The organism is Psychrobacter immobilis (genome assembly GCF_003148585.1).
Lineage (GTDB): Bacteria > Pseudomonadota > Gammaproteobacteria > Pseudomonadales > Moraxellaceae > Psychrobacter > Psychrobacter immobilis.
The window spans coordinates 103,985-119,261 of record NZ_QGGM01000005.1; the positions used below are offsets into that span (position 1 = coordinate 103,985).

Annotated in this window: 13 protein-coding genes; 11 read left to right on the forward strand and 2 right to left on the reverse strand. The window is 43.4% G+C overall.

Annotated features, from left to right (window positions below):
- The first annotated feature begins 16 nt into the window (after positions 1-16).
- The 6 genes from greA to C8D84_RS06255 all read left to right on the forward strand — a co-directional run bounded on the left by greA (position 17) and on the right by C8D84_RS06255 (position 6,591).
- Positions 17-493, forward strand: coding sequence for a transcription elongation factor GreA (gene greA, locus C8D84_RS06230; protein ID WP_045445504.1), 477 nt, complete (start codon positions 17-19; stop codon positions 491-493).
- 484 nt (positions 494-977) lie between these two features.
- Complete coding sequence (locus C8D84_RS06235) at positions 978-1,946, forward strand: hypothetical protein (RefSeq protein WP_228244499.1); 969 nt, start codon at positions 978-980, stop codon at positions 1,944-1,946.
- 238 nt (positions 1,947-2,184) lie between these two features.
- Positions 2,185-2,745, forward strand: coding sequence for a hypothetical protein (locus C8D84_RS06240; protein WP_109590833.1), 561 nt, complete (start codon positions 2,185-2,187; stop codon positions 2,743-2,745).
- 124 nt (positions 2,746-2,869) lie between these two features.
- A complete protein-coding gene (locus tag C8D84_RS06245) occupies positions 2,870-4,138 on the forward strand; it encodes a putative DNA modification/repair radical SAM protein (protein WP_109590835.1) in 1,269 nt (422 codons plus the stop codon).
- 69 nt (positions 4,139-4,207) lie between these two features.
- Positions 4,208-5,092, forward strand: coding sequence for a TIGR03915 family putative DNA repair protein (locus C8D84_RS06250; RefSeq protein WP_109590837.1), 885 nt, complete (start codon positions 4,208-4,210; stop codon positions 5,090-5,092).
- A 149-nt stretch (positions 5,093-5,241) separates the two neighbouring features.
- Complete coding sequence (locus tag C8D84_RS06255) at positions 5,242-6,591, forward strand: glycosyltransferase (RefSeq protein WP_228244500.1); 1,350 nt, start codon at positions 5,242-5,244, stop codon at positions 6,589-6,591.
- Between the two features lie 163 nt (positions 6,592-6,754).
- On the opposite strand, the gene C8D84_RS06260 is transcribed toward C8D84_RS06255, so the two are convergent.
- Positions 6,755-7,513: a cupin domain-containing protein gene (locus C8D84_RS06260; protein ID WP_109590839.1), complete on the reverse strand. Its 759-nt coding sequence runs from the start codon at positions 7,511-7,513 to the stop codon at positions 6,755-6,757.
- Positions 7,488-8,228, reverse strand: coding sequence for a gamma-glutamyl-gamma-aminobutyrate hydrolase family protein (locus C8D84_RS06265; protein ID WP_109590841.1), 741 nt, complete (start codon positions 8,226-8,228; stop codon positions 7,488-7,490). Before C8D84_RS06265 ends, C8D84_RS06260 begins: the two co-directional genes overlap by 26 nt.
- 455 nt (positions 8,229-8,683) lie before the next feature.
- Here C8D84_RS06265 and C8D84_RS06270 point away from each other — a divergent pair, with 455 nt between their 5' ends.
- The 5 genes from C8D84_RS06270 (at position 8,684) to aguA (ending at position 15,263) form a co-directional block, all read left to right on the forward strand.
- Positions 8,684-10,027 (forward strand): glutamine synthetase family protein, encoded by a 1,344-nt coding sequence (locus tag C8D84_RS06270; protein ID WP_055123919.1) that lies wholly within the window; start codon positions 8,684-8,686, stop codon positions 10,025-10,027.
- Position 10,028: 1 nt separating this feature from the next.
- Positions 10,029-11,405: an NAD(P)/FAD-dependent oxidoreductase gene (locus C8D84_RS06275; protein ID WP_228244501.1), complete on the forward strand. Its 1,377-nt coding sequence runs from the start codon at positions 10,029-10,031 to the stop codon at positions 11,403-11,405.
- Positions 11,406-11,599: 194 nt separating this feature from the next.
- Complete coding sequence (locus C8D84_RS06280; RefSeq protein WP_020443104.1) at positions 11,600-13,093, forward strand: Na+/H+ antiporter NhaC family protein; 1,494 nt, start codon at positions 11,600-11,602, stop codon at positions 13,091-13,093.
- A gap of 120 nt (positions 13,094-13,213) precedes the next feature.
- On the forward strand, positions 13,214-14,083 hold the full coding sequence (aguB, locus tag C8D84_RS06285) for an N-carbamoylputrescine amidase (RefSeq protein ID WP_109590843.1): 870 nt from the start codon (positions 13,214-13,216) through the stop codon (positions 14,081-14,083).
- A gap of 52 nt (positions 14,084-14,135) precedes the next feature.
- Positions 14,136-15,263, forward strand: coding sequence for an agmatine deiminase (gene aguA, locus C8D84_RS06290; protein WP_109590845.1), 1,128 nt, complete (start codon positions 14,136-14,138; stop codon positions 15,261-15,263).
- Positions 15,264-15,277: the final 14 nt, after the last annotated feature.

Here is a 15,277-nt window from a genome sequence, read left to right on the forward strand (position 1 = left end):
GGTTTAAGGAAAAAACATGCAACGTTATCCCATGACTCCGCAAGGACATGCGGCTCTAGAAGCCGAATTAAAACAGTTAAAAAGTATCGACCGTCCACGCATCACTGCTTCTATCGCTGAAGCCCGTGAACATGGCGATTTAAAAGAAAATGCTGAATATCATGCTGCTCGCGAACAGCAAGGTTTTTGTGAAGCGCGTATCCGTGATATCGAAGCCAAACTTGGCGGCGCGCAAGTGATTGATCCTGCAACATTACCAAAAGATGGTCGTGTGATATTCGGCGTGAGCGTCGTTATCGAAAACATGGACACCGGAGAAGAAAAACAATACAAAATCGTTGGTGATGACGAAGCAGACTTTAAAGCGGGTAAAATCTCAGTCAATTCACCGATCGCACGTGGTTTGATTGGTAAGTCTGAAGGCGATGAAGCGCGTATTGAAACGCCAAAAGGCGTGGTCGAATACGAAATCATGAAAGTTATTTACGATTAATTTTTCTTATTTGAGAAATATCTGAATAGAAAGCCTTTGATAGCAATTCTTTGATAAATAAAAAGCTTTTGATGACAGCAGTATTTTAACGCGAATCAGCTGGCAATTCGCCTAGCAAATGAGCGTAGAAAGCAGTACACAACCTCATTATGAATAGAGCAGAAGTTACACAACGCTGCTTTTTTAGTCTGTTTGTTTTAGCGCATAATTGTTCGAGTATAGATGCTGAGCCTTGTGCCTATTACAAGTGTCTCATTATAAGCATTAGACATAAGTGCTTAGCAACTGACTAAAATAATGATGGAGAGATAGCGAACGTTGGCTATCATTAGTATCTTTACCCTCGTTATTTGACATGGTTTACATGCTCATTTGACGGGGGTTTTTCTTTTCTAGGTGTTGTTTTCTAAGCGTTATTTTTTACGCTTTGCTTTCTGCTACTACATTAGCGGCTTTATTTACTGTTATTTTAAAGGAATCTATTATGACCATACACATCGATATGCCAGCGTTACTGACTATAAATAAGAAGGCGTTTACCCAGCACAGCCTCGTCAAAAAAAGCGTGATAAGCACTGCTATTCCAACAATTTTAGCAGGCGCTTTATTGACGGTATCTACCGCACATGCTGCGCCTGAAATCGCCATCACTTCGTCTGCTGGTAATAGTACTACCGTCGTTGAGCAGTATTCTGACGGTAAAACCGCGACCATTACAGCAACACCGCACGGCATCACTATGCAAGACGGCATGCCTTATGCTGTGACTCAAGTAACTAACGTTCCACGCTATACGGTTCGCCAAGTAGCCAGTAGTGGTGCGAGCAATACGGTCGTCACCCAAGGCAGCACCACGGTTACGAGCGTACCTGTGACTAACCAGATGACCGATCAAACAAGCAAAGTTGATGTCATAGCTGTGCCGACGACTAGCGTGACGCAAGTATTGCCTGTGACGACGGCTACCCAATTGCCAGTCATCAATACACCAACGACCACCGTAGTAACGAGCCAACCTGCAACGACGCAAATTGTATCTACGTCTTTAGATGCTCTGCAACTGACCCCGACCTTTAGTACGCCTGACGTGGTGAATGCACAAACCAAAGTGATGAAAATATTAAAAAACAAAGATGGTCGCGAAGTGGCTGTACCTGCGAACCATATCGCACCTGGCGACATCATCGAATACCACACCACTTATACCAATACCACGGCACAACCCGTCACTGACATCAATGCCATGGTGTCACTGCCAAATGGCGTGCAATTGGTATCATTGAATAGCCCACTACCAACGCTTGCGACAACAGGCGGCGACAGTTATCAGGCTATCCAACAAGTTGGCAATACTGTAGTCATCACAGAAAACTATTCTGGACTAAAATGGAACTTGGTAGATCTTCCTGCTAACGCACCGCAAACGGTTGTTATACGTGCGAAAGTTCAGTGAAAATTAGATTTTAAAGTTTAGATTTGAAAATATTGTTATTTAATAAATCTTAAAATTAATAAAAGGTCTTGCCGGCTAATTTCCTAGTCAGCAAGACCTTTTTGATGAGTGTACTTTATTCCTTAACAACCAACCTTTTGCTATAGTGCTATTAACTCAAAACAAATATCCGGTCATTATTTCCATGTATAAATTTACTCCTCTCTCTACATTGGTTTTTATTATTTACGGTTGTATTTTGAGTTCTATATCTTGGGCTGAAGCTGCCGAATCAAAACTTGACGCTAGCTTTTATATGTCGAAAATTTGTACTGCCTATATGAGTAAAGACGGTCATGAGTATTGCGATGATGGTTATATCATTAAAAGCGAAACGTTAAATAATGGTGAAGTAATAGAAACCGTGCTTATGAATGGAATAGGTCATTACGGCTGGAACCATACTTCGCTCAAAAAAATCGATAAAGATACTTATCATGTCTATATCGGCTGTGGCAACCCGTGCGGTGCTAATATGCTATTTGGTCGTGGCGGCAAGGAGCAATACTTTGGCCGTTATTTCACCTTTGACCTAAACAGTCGGTGTAGCATTGGATATAATAATGATAAACAATTATGGACGGCTAGCCGATTTTTTTCAGATAAAGAAATCGATTTTCCTTCGACCTATGACCCTGACGCTTTTGCAGCTTACCCCAAGTACAACGTCGAGTTTGATAAAAAAGGACGTCTCATTGTCAAAGAATACTTCTCAGAAGAAGTAATTCAAACATTGCCTAATCCCTGCTCTCATAATTAAAAAAATTTCATAAATAGCACGACAACAGTTGTCGCATGAAATCAATATTTCTTCAATAATTACAGTGACTTACAAACCTATTTGCTAAAATAATAGCCTATAAATGAATTGGTAATCTCCTATTATGGCCACCATCAATTATGAACGACTACAAGGCAAGCTTAATATTTTAGCGGATGCTGCTAAATATGATGTTTCTTGCTCATCCTCCGCTGGTACGCGCAAAAACCAAGGCGGTGGTCTGGGCGATGCTTCTGCAACTGGTATTTGTCACAGCTACACTGAAGATGGTCGCTGCGTCAGCTTGTTAAAAATCCTCTTAACCAATCATTGTATTTACGACTGCGCTTATTGCACCTCACGTAAAAGCAATGACACCCCGCGCGCTGCTTTTAGCGTCGAGGAGGTGGTTGATTTAACCATGCAGTTTTATCGCCGTAACTATATCGAAGGGCTGTTTCTTAGCTCAGGTATTTTTAAAAGTGGCGATTATACGATGGAGCGACTGGTTGAGGTCGCTAAGATACTACGTACCCGTGAGCGTTTTAATGGCTATATCCATTTAAAGACCATTCCGGGTGCATCAAAAGAATTGCTGTTAGAAGCTGGTCTTTATGCTGATCGTCTCAGCGTTAATATTGAGATTCCGACCAAATCAGGTCTAGCACTGCTCGCCCCAGAAAAATCACATGATGAATTAAAAGCACCGATGGAAACGGTTAAAACTGAAATTATTACGATCAAAGAGAGCCGTAAAACCCATAAGAAAGCACCGAAATTTGTGCCAGCAGGTCAAACCAGTCAGATGATTGTTGGCGCGAGTAACGAGACTGACTTGCAAGTTATTCAGTTATCGAGTCATTTTTATAAACAGTACGATCTTAAGCGTGTCTACTATTCTGGCTATGTACCGATGTTGTCCGACAGTCGCCTGCCAGCTATTGGAACGCCAGTGCCGATGATACGTGAAAACCGTCTGTATCAAGCGGATTGGCTGATGCGTTTTTATGGTTTTGGCGCGCATGAAATCGTTGAACCTGATTCGCCATTTTTAGATTTGGACTGCGATCCAAAGCTGGCGTGGGCAATCCGCCATCGCGAGCATTTTCCGGTCAATATTCAAACCGCAAGCTATGAGATGATTGTGCGTATACCCGGTATCGGCACCAAAACGGCTAAAAAAATAGTGAAAGCACGCAAATTTAATCAACTGACACTTTATCATTTGAAGAAAATGGGCGCAGCGGTCAATCGTGCTAAGTACTTTATCGCGACGACGGGTAAGAACGAACATTTAGCGCATTTAACCCGTGATAACTTCCGCCAATATGTATTGGCACAGACGCAGACAAAGTATAAAGACCAGCGTAATGGGCAAATGGCTTTGTTTTAAGCATCAAGATTATTGATAAAGTGAGCCACCACTATTAGAGCATCTTGAGATAGCAAATTAGGATAAATAATGTTGCAGTCATTGTCAGAAATCGCTGAAACCCAAACTTATCATCTGGGTCAATTAACACCCAGCATCGTGCTTTATGAGCCAAGTTTTGAGGGTTGGCTGAGTGCGGTATTCTATGTCTATGCCAATAAACTGCAAAACGATGATTCTCTACAGTTAATCGCTCAAGATTGCTATGTACCTTCATTAATCGCACAAGCGACTAGCGTTACTACTGATGAAGACAATGCAGAACGCGTACTGACCAAGCTTCATAAGTTATTGGGTCGTTCAGGTATGCGCAATATTCTCTGGGGATTTTTATCCGAAAAAGACAATATCGGTACGACTCTATTTCAAGTGGTCAAATATGCCATCGATTATCCTAGCCGCCATATTATGGAGGATTTGGGTAATCTCAATGTCTTAGAGCTGGTGCAAACGGTCAAATCGGTCGGTCGTGAGAAACATCGTATGGAAGCCTTTGTACGTTTTGAGCATACCACTGACGATATCTATTTTGCGCGAGTGGACCCTGATTTTAATGTATTGCCTTTGATTGGCGAGCATTTTCGTCAGCGGTACCAAGACCAACACTGGGCGATTTATGATTTATCCCGTGGTTATGGCATTTATTATGACAAGAGCCAAAGCACACCGTCGCGCCCTGCCACACTACAAACCATTACTGATTTAGATGATGCCGTGCTGCGTAACCCTGCCAGCATTCATAGCGAGGATGAGCAGCGCTATCAAAAATTTTGGCAAGGTTACTTTATCAACGTCAATATCAAAGAGCGTAAAAACCCACGTTTGCATAAGCAATACTTGCCGCAGCGCTATTGGAAATATTTAAGCGAAAAGCAAGTACTGCCCAATGCTGAGCATTTACAGAAACGTCGTTAATGACTTTTATCCTTCGATTCAAGCCTTTATGCGTCTCTCTCTTAGAAACTCGACTATATAACCTTATCTTTTTATCTTGATGGTTGAGTTTTGGCGGCTTTTAACTGACAATAGCCACTTGTTATTATGAACTGGTCACCAATGCCATTATGAAAGTTATGCGCCTATTATCGTCTTTAAAGCATGATGAATCCGAGCGCGGTATTTTTCATCTTGGACGCGCATTGGTCAAAAATGGCCATACCTCCATCATCGTCTCTAGCGCCGATGAAGATAATGATCTGGTCAAACGCCTAAAGCGTGATGGAAATAACTATCATCAGCTGCATATGAATAAAAAGTCTTGGCTGTCGTTACTACAAGTCACGGCGCTGCGGCGTTTAATTGAAGAGTACGATCCTGACGTGATCCATGTGCACTCACGCACACCTGCATGGATACTGCATTTGGCATTGCGCCGCGCCCGTGTCAAACGGATACCAAAGCTAGTGTCAACCATGTATGGTTTTTATCCGATCAATAAATACTCTCAAGCCCTACTCGATGTCGATACCATCATTACCGTCTCCGATAGTGTGACCAATTATCTAAAAAAAGGCCTGCGCCAAGAAGATGCCGACCCCAAAGTCATCAAACGCATCTACCGTGGTATCGATACGCGCCGCTATCCTTATCGTCATAATCCGTCTGTTTATTGGTTACGGCATACTTTTGCTGAGTATCCTGAGCTTGAGCATAAAAAGTGGCTGGTATTTCCAACTATTATTGGTAACGAATATGGTCAGGAATGGCTGATTGATATTTTGGGCAACTTGCAAGAGCAGTTCCCTAACATCCACATCATTATCATGGATGATGATTATAGAGATGGTGACGTCGCGCACGAAGATTTCCGCCAACGTACCAACACACTGGGGTTGGCTGATCGCATTACTTATGTAGGTAGCAAACGTAATGACATGCGTGAATGGCTCTCAGCCGCCAATATCGTGATGGCGCTTGCGAATGAACCTGAATCAATCGGCATCAACGCCTTACAAGCGATTCATTTAGGTACGCCCGTTATTGGGTGGGATCAGGCCGCATTTAGTGAGATTTTACAACCGCTATATCCTCAAGGGCTGGTCAAAAAATACAATGCCAATGCGCTATGTAAAGCCGTGAGAAATCAATTAGAAAGCATCACACGCCCTGAAATGACCAATAAATTCACCATGCGTGAGATGATTGAAGAAACCCTCGCTGTCTATCAAGGTTTATACGACGACTCGCTCGCAGAGGAACAAGCTGCAAGCGATGCCGCTGCTGTCAAAAGAATTAACAAGACGCTAAAAAAATCCTCTAAACCCACTAGTAAGAAGCCTGAGTCTGCTTATGTCGCGCTTGTACCAGCCGATAAACAAACCAAAGTAAAGCTTATCAAAGAAAAACCTAAAGCGATGAGTCCCTCAAATCCGCTTACTGGCTCAGAAACGCTTCAAGATCATAAAGACCCGTAAGCCTACTACTTTATTACTTAGGCTAATATCTAACAGCTTGCTAGGGCGTGTTTTCACAATGACTTATTTCATACAAAAAAACGCGGCTTCTATTTTTAGAAGCCGCGCGGGAAATCACCATGGCTATTTAAACATCAACTTAAATGGCTATTAAAATGCTTACCTAATAAGTCGTCGGGGTGTGCGCACTAACAATGCGAGTCACGCCATCAGTAGGGTTGATAAAAGTATGCGGGCGAATGGTATCAATCACGTAGCTATCCCCTTGGTTTAAGAGATACGTCGTCTCATCGATACGGATAAGAATCTTGCCTTCAATAACGGTGCCAATCTCTTCACCTTCGTGGGCGATTTTTTCTTCCGTTGAGCTGTTCGGTTGATACACCTCTATCAAAAAACCCAAATTCTTGGTAGTACTACAATTATATACCTGTCTTAGCGACACTCTGCTACTCGGTTCGCTCAGCTCCAACAAATCCTTTGGCGTTACCACGACTCTCGCCTTTGGCTCCTTCCATTCATCACTAAAAAACGTGGTCAAATCAGAACCCAATACTGCCAAAATTGCCTTTAGTGTATTCACTGCTGGGCTGACTTTATTGCGTTCAATGGAGCTAATAGAAGTATTGGTTAATCCCGACAATTTCGCAAGCTTACGTTGCGAGTAGCCTTTTGCGAGACGCAGCTGATTGATCTTTTTACCTATATCCTCTTCTGGCGACTCGTCATTTTCGGCTGACATCGCTGTCTCAGAGTCTGTCAGCTCATCTTCATCATCACCACTGATGTCGTCATCTGTATCGATATCAGCCGCTTTATCGCTGGCAACATCAGCGTCAATGCTGTTATTAATATCAATGTCAGTGCTGGCATTGTCTACATTGCCTTCAGTAGTGCTATTCAGTTTGGGGTTTGCTGGCATAGTGAATGAATTCCGTGAATAGAAATTTGGACAAGTCGTCTTGTGCATAATTTAACTCAGGATGCCATTGTACACCAATCATAAATGGATGTTGCAACAAGCTGATGGCTTCGACCAAACCATCAGGCGCTAGAGCCTCAACCAATAAACGCGCGCCTACTTTATGGATTGCTTGTTTATGTAGCGAGTTAACGTGCCATTTTTCACCAAAGGCGGCAAGCCTGCCATTTGCTTGAATAATCACGTCATGAACTGGCTGATACTGCACTTCAAGTGGCTGAGTATTGTCCTCTAAATGTGGCTCATAAAACCCCTCTACTTCCCGCCAATCAGGATATAGCGTGCCACCAAAATGCACATTCATCTCTTGCAAACCTCGGCAAACCGCCAATAGCGGAGTGCCAGTCTTGTCTGCATAATCCAACAATTTAAAGCTAAGCTCATCACGACCCAAGTCTTGTTTCGCTTCGATATGCGTCGCGCCATAGCGCGTTGGTGCCACGTTACTATAACTGCCCGTTAACAAAATCCCATCTGCGATATTCAGTAGCGCCTCAAAGTTTTCGCTATCGGCAGCAGTGTTTGGCAGCATTATGGGATTGCCACCATAAAAATTCACGGCATCGATATATTTTTGATACACCGCTTGTGCTGGCTGCCCATCAACGATCTTATGACAAGAAACAATAGCAATGATAGGTCTAGAATTTTTCATACCGTCTTCCCTAGTTATAACAAATAGACCTCATCGTCTATATTGCTCAATCCTTTATTTAGCTAAAATCTAACACAGCATCTCATAAAATGTAAACTATAAATTTCAATATTGCCGATATTAATAATAAAATTGGAAAAATGCATTAATTTAAGATAATTTTAAATAAAAATTGACAACTATATTTTTCACACATATATTGGAAGTCATCAGCGAGACATTAAACAAGGGTTGACGTTTATATCTCGATGTTAAGGGCTAAGAACAGCGAAATCTAAAGAATTCATATTATGAATAAAATCGGTTTTGAGAAACCTAAAGACTGTTTAAATAAGAGGTAATCAATCGCTGTTTTACCAAGCATTGGTCAGAAATATCATTAAAAAACGGTGCGCCAGCAGTATCCGTATTGACAATAATCCCAGTAATTCTAAAAATTCATAGGAAGAATAGACATGACGACAACCAATGGAATGGTCGAATCTGCAAACAACACCGAATACGTTTATGTTGCGGCAGGTGATATTAATGGCTTACTTCGTGGTAAGCGCATCCCTTTCAATCAAATGGAAAAAGCAGAAAACGGTGCGATACGATTGCCTTTATCTATCTTAGGCGTTGATATTTGGGGTGCTGATGTCATCGAGTCTTCTCAATGTAATGGCGATATAGATGCCATTGCCCGTCCTACTGGTCGTGCCGCCTATCCACTTCTCAATACCAGTGCGCCTTCATCGCTATTGCCCGTTTGGCTTTATACAGAAAATAACGAACCTTATTACGGTGATGCCAGACACGTTTTGGATTACATTAGCAAAAAATTCAAAGCGCTTGGTTTGACTCCAGTGATGGCCACTGAGCTAGAATTTTATTTGGTTGACTATACTGAAGGCGAAACGCCAAGACCACCTATCCGCCCCAAAAGCGGGCTAAGACTGAATAAAACCTCAATTTTGAGTATCAATGATCTATTACAATTCGATGAATTTTTAGACGAAGTTTATGCACAGTGCAAAAAGCTCGATATCCCAGCAGATGCCGCTTTGGCAGAGAATGGCTGTGGTCAGTTTGAGATTAATTTATTACACGTAGACGATCCACTAAAAGCCGCTGACGATGCGATTTTGTTCAAACAGGTCGTCAAAGCCGTCGCTGCTCGCCGTAAACTCACTGCGACATTCATGGCAAAACCTTTTGGTCTGCAGTCGGGGAATGGTTTTCATGTGCATTGCAGCTTATTAGATAAAGACGGCAATAATGTCTTTGATGATGGGTCAGATGAAGGCTCAGATATCTTGCGCCATGCAGTCGCCGGATTGTTAAAGACCATGTCAGATTGCACGTTGTTATTTGCCCCACATGTGAATTCTTATCGCCGCTTTACACCCGGTACACTAGCGCCAAACAATGTGTCATGGGGTTATGAAAACCGCACGGCGGCAGTACGTATCCCTGGTGGTGACTCAAAAGCGCGCCGTATTGAGCACCGTGTCTCTGGGGCAGATGCCAATCCTTATCTGGTCTGTAGTGCGGTACTGGCAGGTATGCTGTATGGCATCGAAAACAAGCTAGAAGCGCCAGAACCTATCAATAGCATTACTTATGACGAAGCCGAACTTAAGACCTTGCCACTAGACTGGCTGTCCGCCATCCGCAAATTTGAAAGCAGTGATGTGATTGATTCGCTGTTCCCAAGCGAGATGATTGAGCTGTTGATCGCCGTCAAAAAGCAAGAAGCCAAACGCTTTGCTCAGCAAGTGACCAACCTTGAATACCTCACCTATTTACAGGATGTTTGATATGTCAGATAGCAACTCAAGTAGCAATTTAAACGGCAATGCAGCAACGAACCAAAACCTATCCTCGAATAATACGCGCAATATCCCGCATTATTCAGACAAAGGGCAATATCCTGATAGCTATTATGCAGCAAGTCGTAATCCTAAGCCGGATAGACCAACGCTAAAGAATGACATCCAAGTGGAAATATGTGTGGTTGGCGGCGGCTACAGCGGTTTATCAACTGCCCTGCATCTCATTGAAACCGATCATGAAGTCGTGGTTTTAGAAGGCGCGCAAATTGGTTGGGGCGCATCAGGGCGTAATGGCGGTCAAATCGTCAATGGTCTAAATGCCAGCCTACAAAAAATCAAAAAGTCTTATGGTCAAGAAAATGCAGACTTCGTCGGTCAGCTCGTCACCCGCGGTGGCAAAATCATTCGTCGTTTTGTTAGAGACTACGATATCAGCTGTGATCTCAAAGAAAAAAACATCTTTGCGGCATTAAATAATGGACAGCTAAAAGACTTGCAAGAAACGCATGCACTGTGGGAGAGCCATGGTATGCATGATCGAGAAATGCTCGATAAGCGCGGTATCCAAGAGCATATAAAATCAGATGCCTATGTGGGCGGAGTCATCGATCATTCCGGTGGACACTTCCACCCATTGAATCTTGCCCTAGGTGAAGCAGCGGCCATTGAGCAAGGCGGCGGCACCATTTATGAAAACACCTTAGTGGTTGATATTGAGTATGCTGACGATGCTATCAAAGTCATCACCGAGTTTGGCACCGTGACTTGTAAGCAAGCGGTGCTATGCGGCAATGCCTATCTCAATAAAGTTATCCCTAAACTGACTGACCGTGTTATGCCTGTATCGACGCAAATTATCGCCACCGAGCCGCTGGGTGATTTAGCAGACCAGTTACTGCCAACCGATGTTTGTGTCGAAGATGTCCGCTACATTTTGGATTACTATCGCCTCTCAGCAGACAAGCGCATGTTATTCGGCGGTGGTACAGTCTACGGTGGTCAAGACCCCGCCGACATCACAGCTAAAATTAGACCAAATATGACGAAAATTTTTCCAGAGTTACGTGACGTCAAAATCGACTATGCGTGGAGTGGGAACTTTGCGTTGTCTTTTTCTCGCGTACCACAAATGGGCAAACTACATGAGCGAGTATATTTCGCCCATGGGTATAGTGGTCATGGCGTGACAGGCTCGCATCTATTTGGACAAATATTAGCCGATGCCATTAATGGTAAAACCAAAGAGTTCGATGCTTTTGCACAAATTCCTTGGATTCCGTTCCCAGGTGGTCGAGCGCTGCGAGTCCCTTACTCTGTCATGGGCTCATGGTGGTATGCGCTAAAAGATACCACTGGCATGTAAACGTATAAAAGCTTTGAATAATAAATATTGAATAAGGTGTTTTTATTTTAAAAGCGGTCGTTACAGTGACCTATCATAGCAACGGATTGTTGTGATAGGGCGCGATAGACAATTGATTCGCTACTGTCTGTCGCGCGTCAACCATAGAATAGAGCTTGTTTAAAAAATAATGAGGTTTTACAGGGAGCGTAAATATGAACATGAAGCTCAATGATGCTGTCGAAGGACAGTATCATAATAAGCGAGTATTTCTCACCGTCATAGTAGCCGTCGTCATCTATCTGGCTTTTGCTTGGCTATCTACCAGCCGTGCCCCAGACCAATCTTGGGGCGCCTTATCTTTACTACCAACATTACTAGTATTAGTCACTGCCATTGTCTCTAGGCGACCATTCGAATCCATGATCGCAGGCTGTGTCGCTGGCCTTGTGATGCTCAATCCTTTTGATTTGGTCTCCCCTTTTGCAGACAACATGTCGATGGTGCTAGGTAATGAGACCATTATTTGGATTGTTCTCGTCTGTGGTCTGATGGGCGGTCTCATTCAGCTGCTTGAGATCAGTGGGTGTCTAGATGGCTTTAGTGAATGGCTACAAAAAATCATTAAGTCGCGCCGTCAGTCATTATTGGCCACCTTTGCTTTGGGCGTGGTGGTTTTCATTGATGATTATTTAAACTGTCTAGCCGTATCAACCTCCGTCAAAAAACTCACTGACGTCTATAACGTCTCTCGTGAGAAGCTTGCTTATATCGTCGATTCAACTGCCGCACCGATGTGTATTATCGTGCCTATTTCTACTTGGGCGGTCTACTTTGCCGGTCTTTTAGAAGAAAACGGCGTGGCTGGCGATGGTGAAGGTATTGGGCTTTATATCAGCGCGATTCCTTATATGGCATATGCTTGGTTTGCACTTTTGATTGTATTCTTGGTCGCCTATGGCATTTTGGGTGACTGGGGACCGATGAAAAAAGCCGAGGCACGCGCCAAAGCGGGTAATCCTGTTCCTGAAGCATTTGTCGAAGAGCAACTGATCTCAAACGTCCAAGCCAAGCGTAAGCTATCGTTCAAAGCCAATATCGCAAACTTTGCTTTCCCAATGATTTTGTTAATTGTCTCGACGGTCTACTTCGAAATCGATCTCTTACGCGGTGCATTATTGACCTGTTTTGTGACCGTCGTTGTCTATTGGATGCAAGGCATTTTAAGTTTTGAGACGCAAGTTGAAGCCATCTTTAAAGGCTTTAAAGTCATGCTTTATCCGCTCTCAACCGTCATCGGCGGTTTTTTCTTAAAAGCCATTAATGATGAGCTTGGTATGACCTCATATGTGATTGAAGCTATCACGCCTTATATGACGATTATTATTTTCCCTGCCGTAATTTTTGCCGTCATGGCTTTTTTAACTTTTGCCACATCATCAAGCTGGGGACTGTATGTCCTTGCCATGCCGATTGTCTTTCCAATCTCTATTGCACTAGGCGTTAGCACCCCCCTTATGATTGGCGCATTGTTATCAGCATCATCATTTGGTAGTCATGCTTGCTTCTTTAGTGATTCATCGCTACTTGCCGCGCAAGGTGCTGGCTGCTCCCCCATGCAGCATGCCTTTACCCAGTTCCCCTATGCCATGCTCGGCGCGGGCTTATCCGTCGTCACCTTCTTAGGATTGGGTTATATGATGGCTTAAGCCAACCTTAGCGCTATTATTGTAATCATTGACTAACGGGCAATGAGAGATGGTTCGTTAGTCAATAAAAACAGCCCTTTTATATGGTAGTCACTAATAAATACGATAAGGATTTAGATCATGCGAAATGTTACCGTTGCTACGACTCAAATGGCATGTAGTTGGAATATACAACAAAATATTGCCACTGCGACTGACTTGGTCACCAAAGCCGCCAAAGCGGGTGCCAATATCATTTTGCTACAAGAGTTGTTTGAGACGCCTTACTTCTGCCAAGTTCATGACTTTGATTATTTTAAACTGGCAACTTCAGTCGAAGATAATGCAGCTATCAATCACTTCAAGCAGTTGGCTAAAGACTTAGAAGTGGTATTACCGATTAGCTTTTATGAAAAATCAGGCAATACCTTTTTTAATAGCGTGACCGTGATTGATGCCGATGGCGAGATACTTGGCACTTATCGTAAAACGCATATACCAGATGGCATTCCTTATGCCGAAAAATTCTACTTTACCCCCAGCGATACTGGATTCAAGGTTTGGCAAACCAAGTATGCCAAAATCGGTGTCGGTATTTGCTGGGATCAACGGTTCCCTGAATGCGCTCGTAGCATGGCATTGATGGGCGCAGAAATACTGTTTTATCCGACTGCTATTGGTGATGAGCCAGCATTGGACATCGACTCAAAAGGTCATTGGCAACGCTGTATGCAGGGTCATGCTGCCGCTAATCTCATGCCAGTCGTAGCAGCCAATCGTATTGGCACTGAAACCATCAGCCAAAATAGCAATGACAGCACCATGCAATTCTATGGTGGCTCGTTTATCACGGATGGCCGCGGTGAGATCATCCAAGAAGCATCTAAAGATAAAGAAGAGATACTTAGTACGACTTTTGACTTAGATCAACTGGCTATCGAACGTCAGCAATGGGGCGTTTTCCGTGATCGTCGTCCATCGATGTATGGCACGTTGCTGACTCATGGATAAATTTTGTTAACAAGCAAGCTCACTCGCGCTATGGTCAAATAAGGTGCTCTATATGTCATTATTACCGAACCGATTAATCACTGACTCAACACCACAGCAAGACGGCTTTTACATGCCAGCAGAATTTGAGCCGATACAAAAAATATGGATGGTGTGGCCTTACCGTGCTGATAACTGGCGACAGCAAGCCGCTCCTGCTCAGAAATCTTATGCTGATGTTGCATTGGCAATCAACAGATTTTGTGAGGTTGGCGTACTGGTCAATCCTGATAATTATCAATCATGCCGCGATAGTCTACCTGCTGACATCGACGTCATATCCGTGCCCAGCAACGATGCTTGGGCGCGTGATACTGTCCCGACATTTTTAATCAATGATAAAGGCGAGCTACGCGCTTGTGATTGGACATTCAATGCATGGGGCGGCGACTATGACGGACTATACTCGCCATGGGATGACGATGATAAGCTGGCTGAACGCTTATGTGACCATCTAGATATCAAACGCTATCGAACGGATGACTTTGTGATGGAAGGCGGTGCATTTCATGTCGATGGTGAAGGCACCGTTCTGACCACCCGTATGTGTTTGCTCAGCCATGGACGTAACCCGCACCTAACCGAAGATCAAATTGAAGACACGTTAAAAGCCTATCTCAATGTGCAAAAAGTACTGTGGATTGATGACGGTATCGATCCTGACGAAACCACTGGTCATATTGATGATATTGCCTGCTTTGCGCGCCCTGGTGAAGTGGTTTGTTTATACACTGATGATTCTGAGCATCCGTTTTATAAAGCAACGCAAAAAGCCTATGAGCAGCTCTCAAATATGACCGATGCCAAAGGTCGCCGCCTAAAAGTCCATAAGCTTTGCTGTACCAAGCAACCTGTTACTTTACCTGAGAACTATGATATTGAGCAGTCTGACGATGCCAAGGCGCGTCATACTGGCGATGTTTGTATCGCTTCATATGCCAATTTTTTAATTTGTAATGAGGCTATCATCGTACCGCAATATGATGATGAAAATGATTCATTAGCCATCGAGCAGCTTGAAAAAGTATTTCCTCAGCATCAAGTAGTGGGAGTACGCACAAAGGAGATTGTCTTTGGCGGTGGTAATATTCACTGTATTACGCAGCAGCAGCCAAAATCATCAATTAAAAGCATTAACTAAAATCATCAATTAAA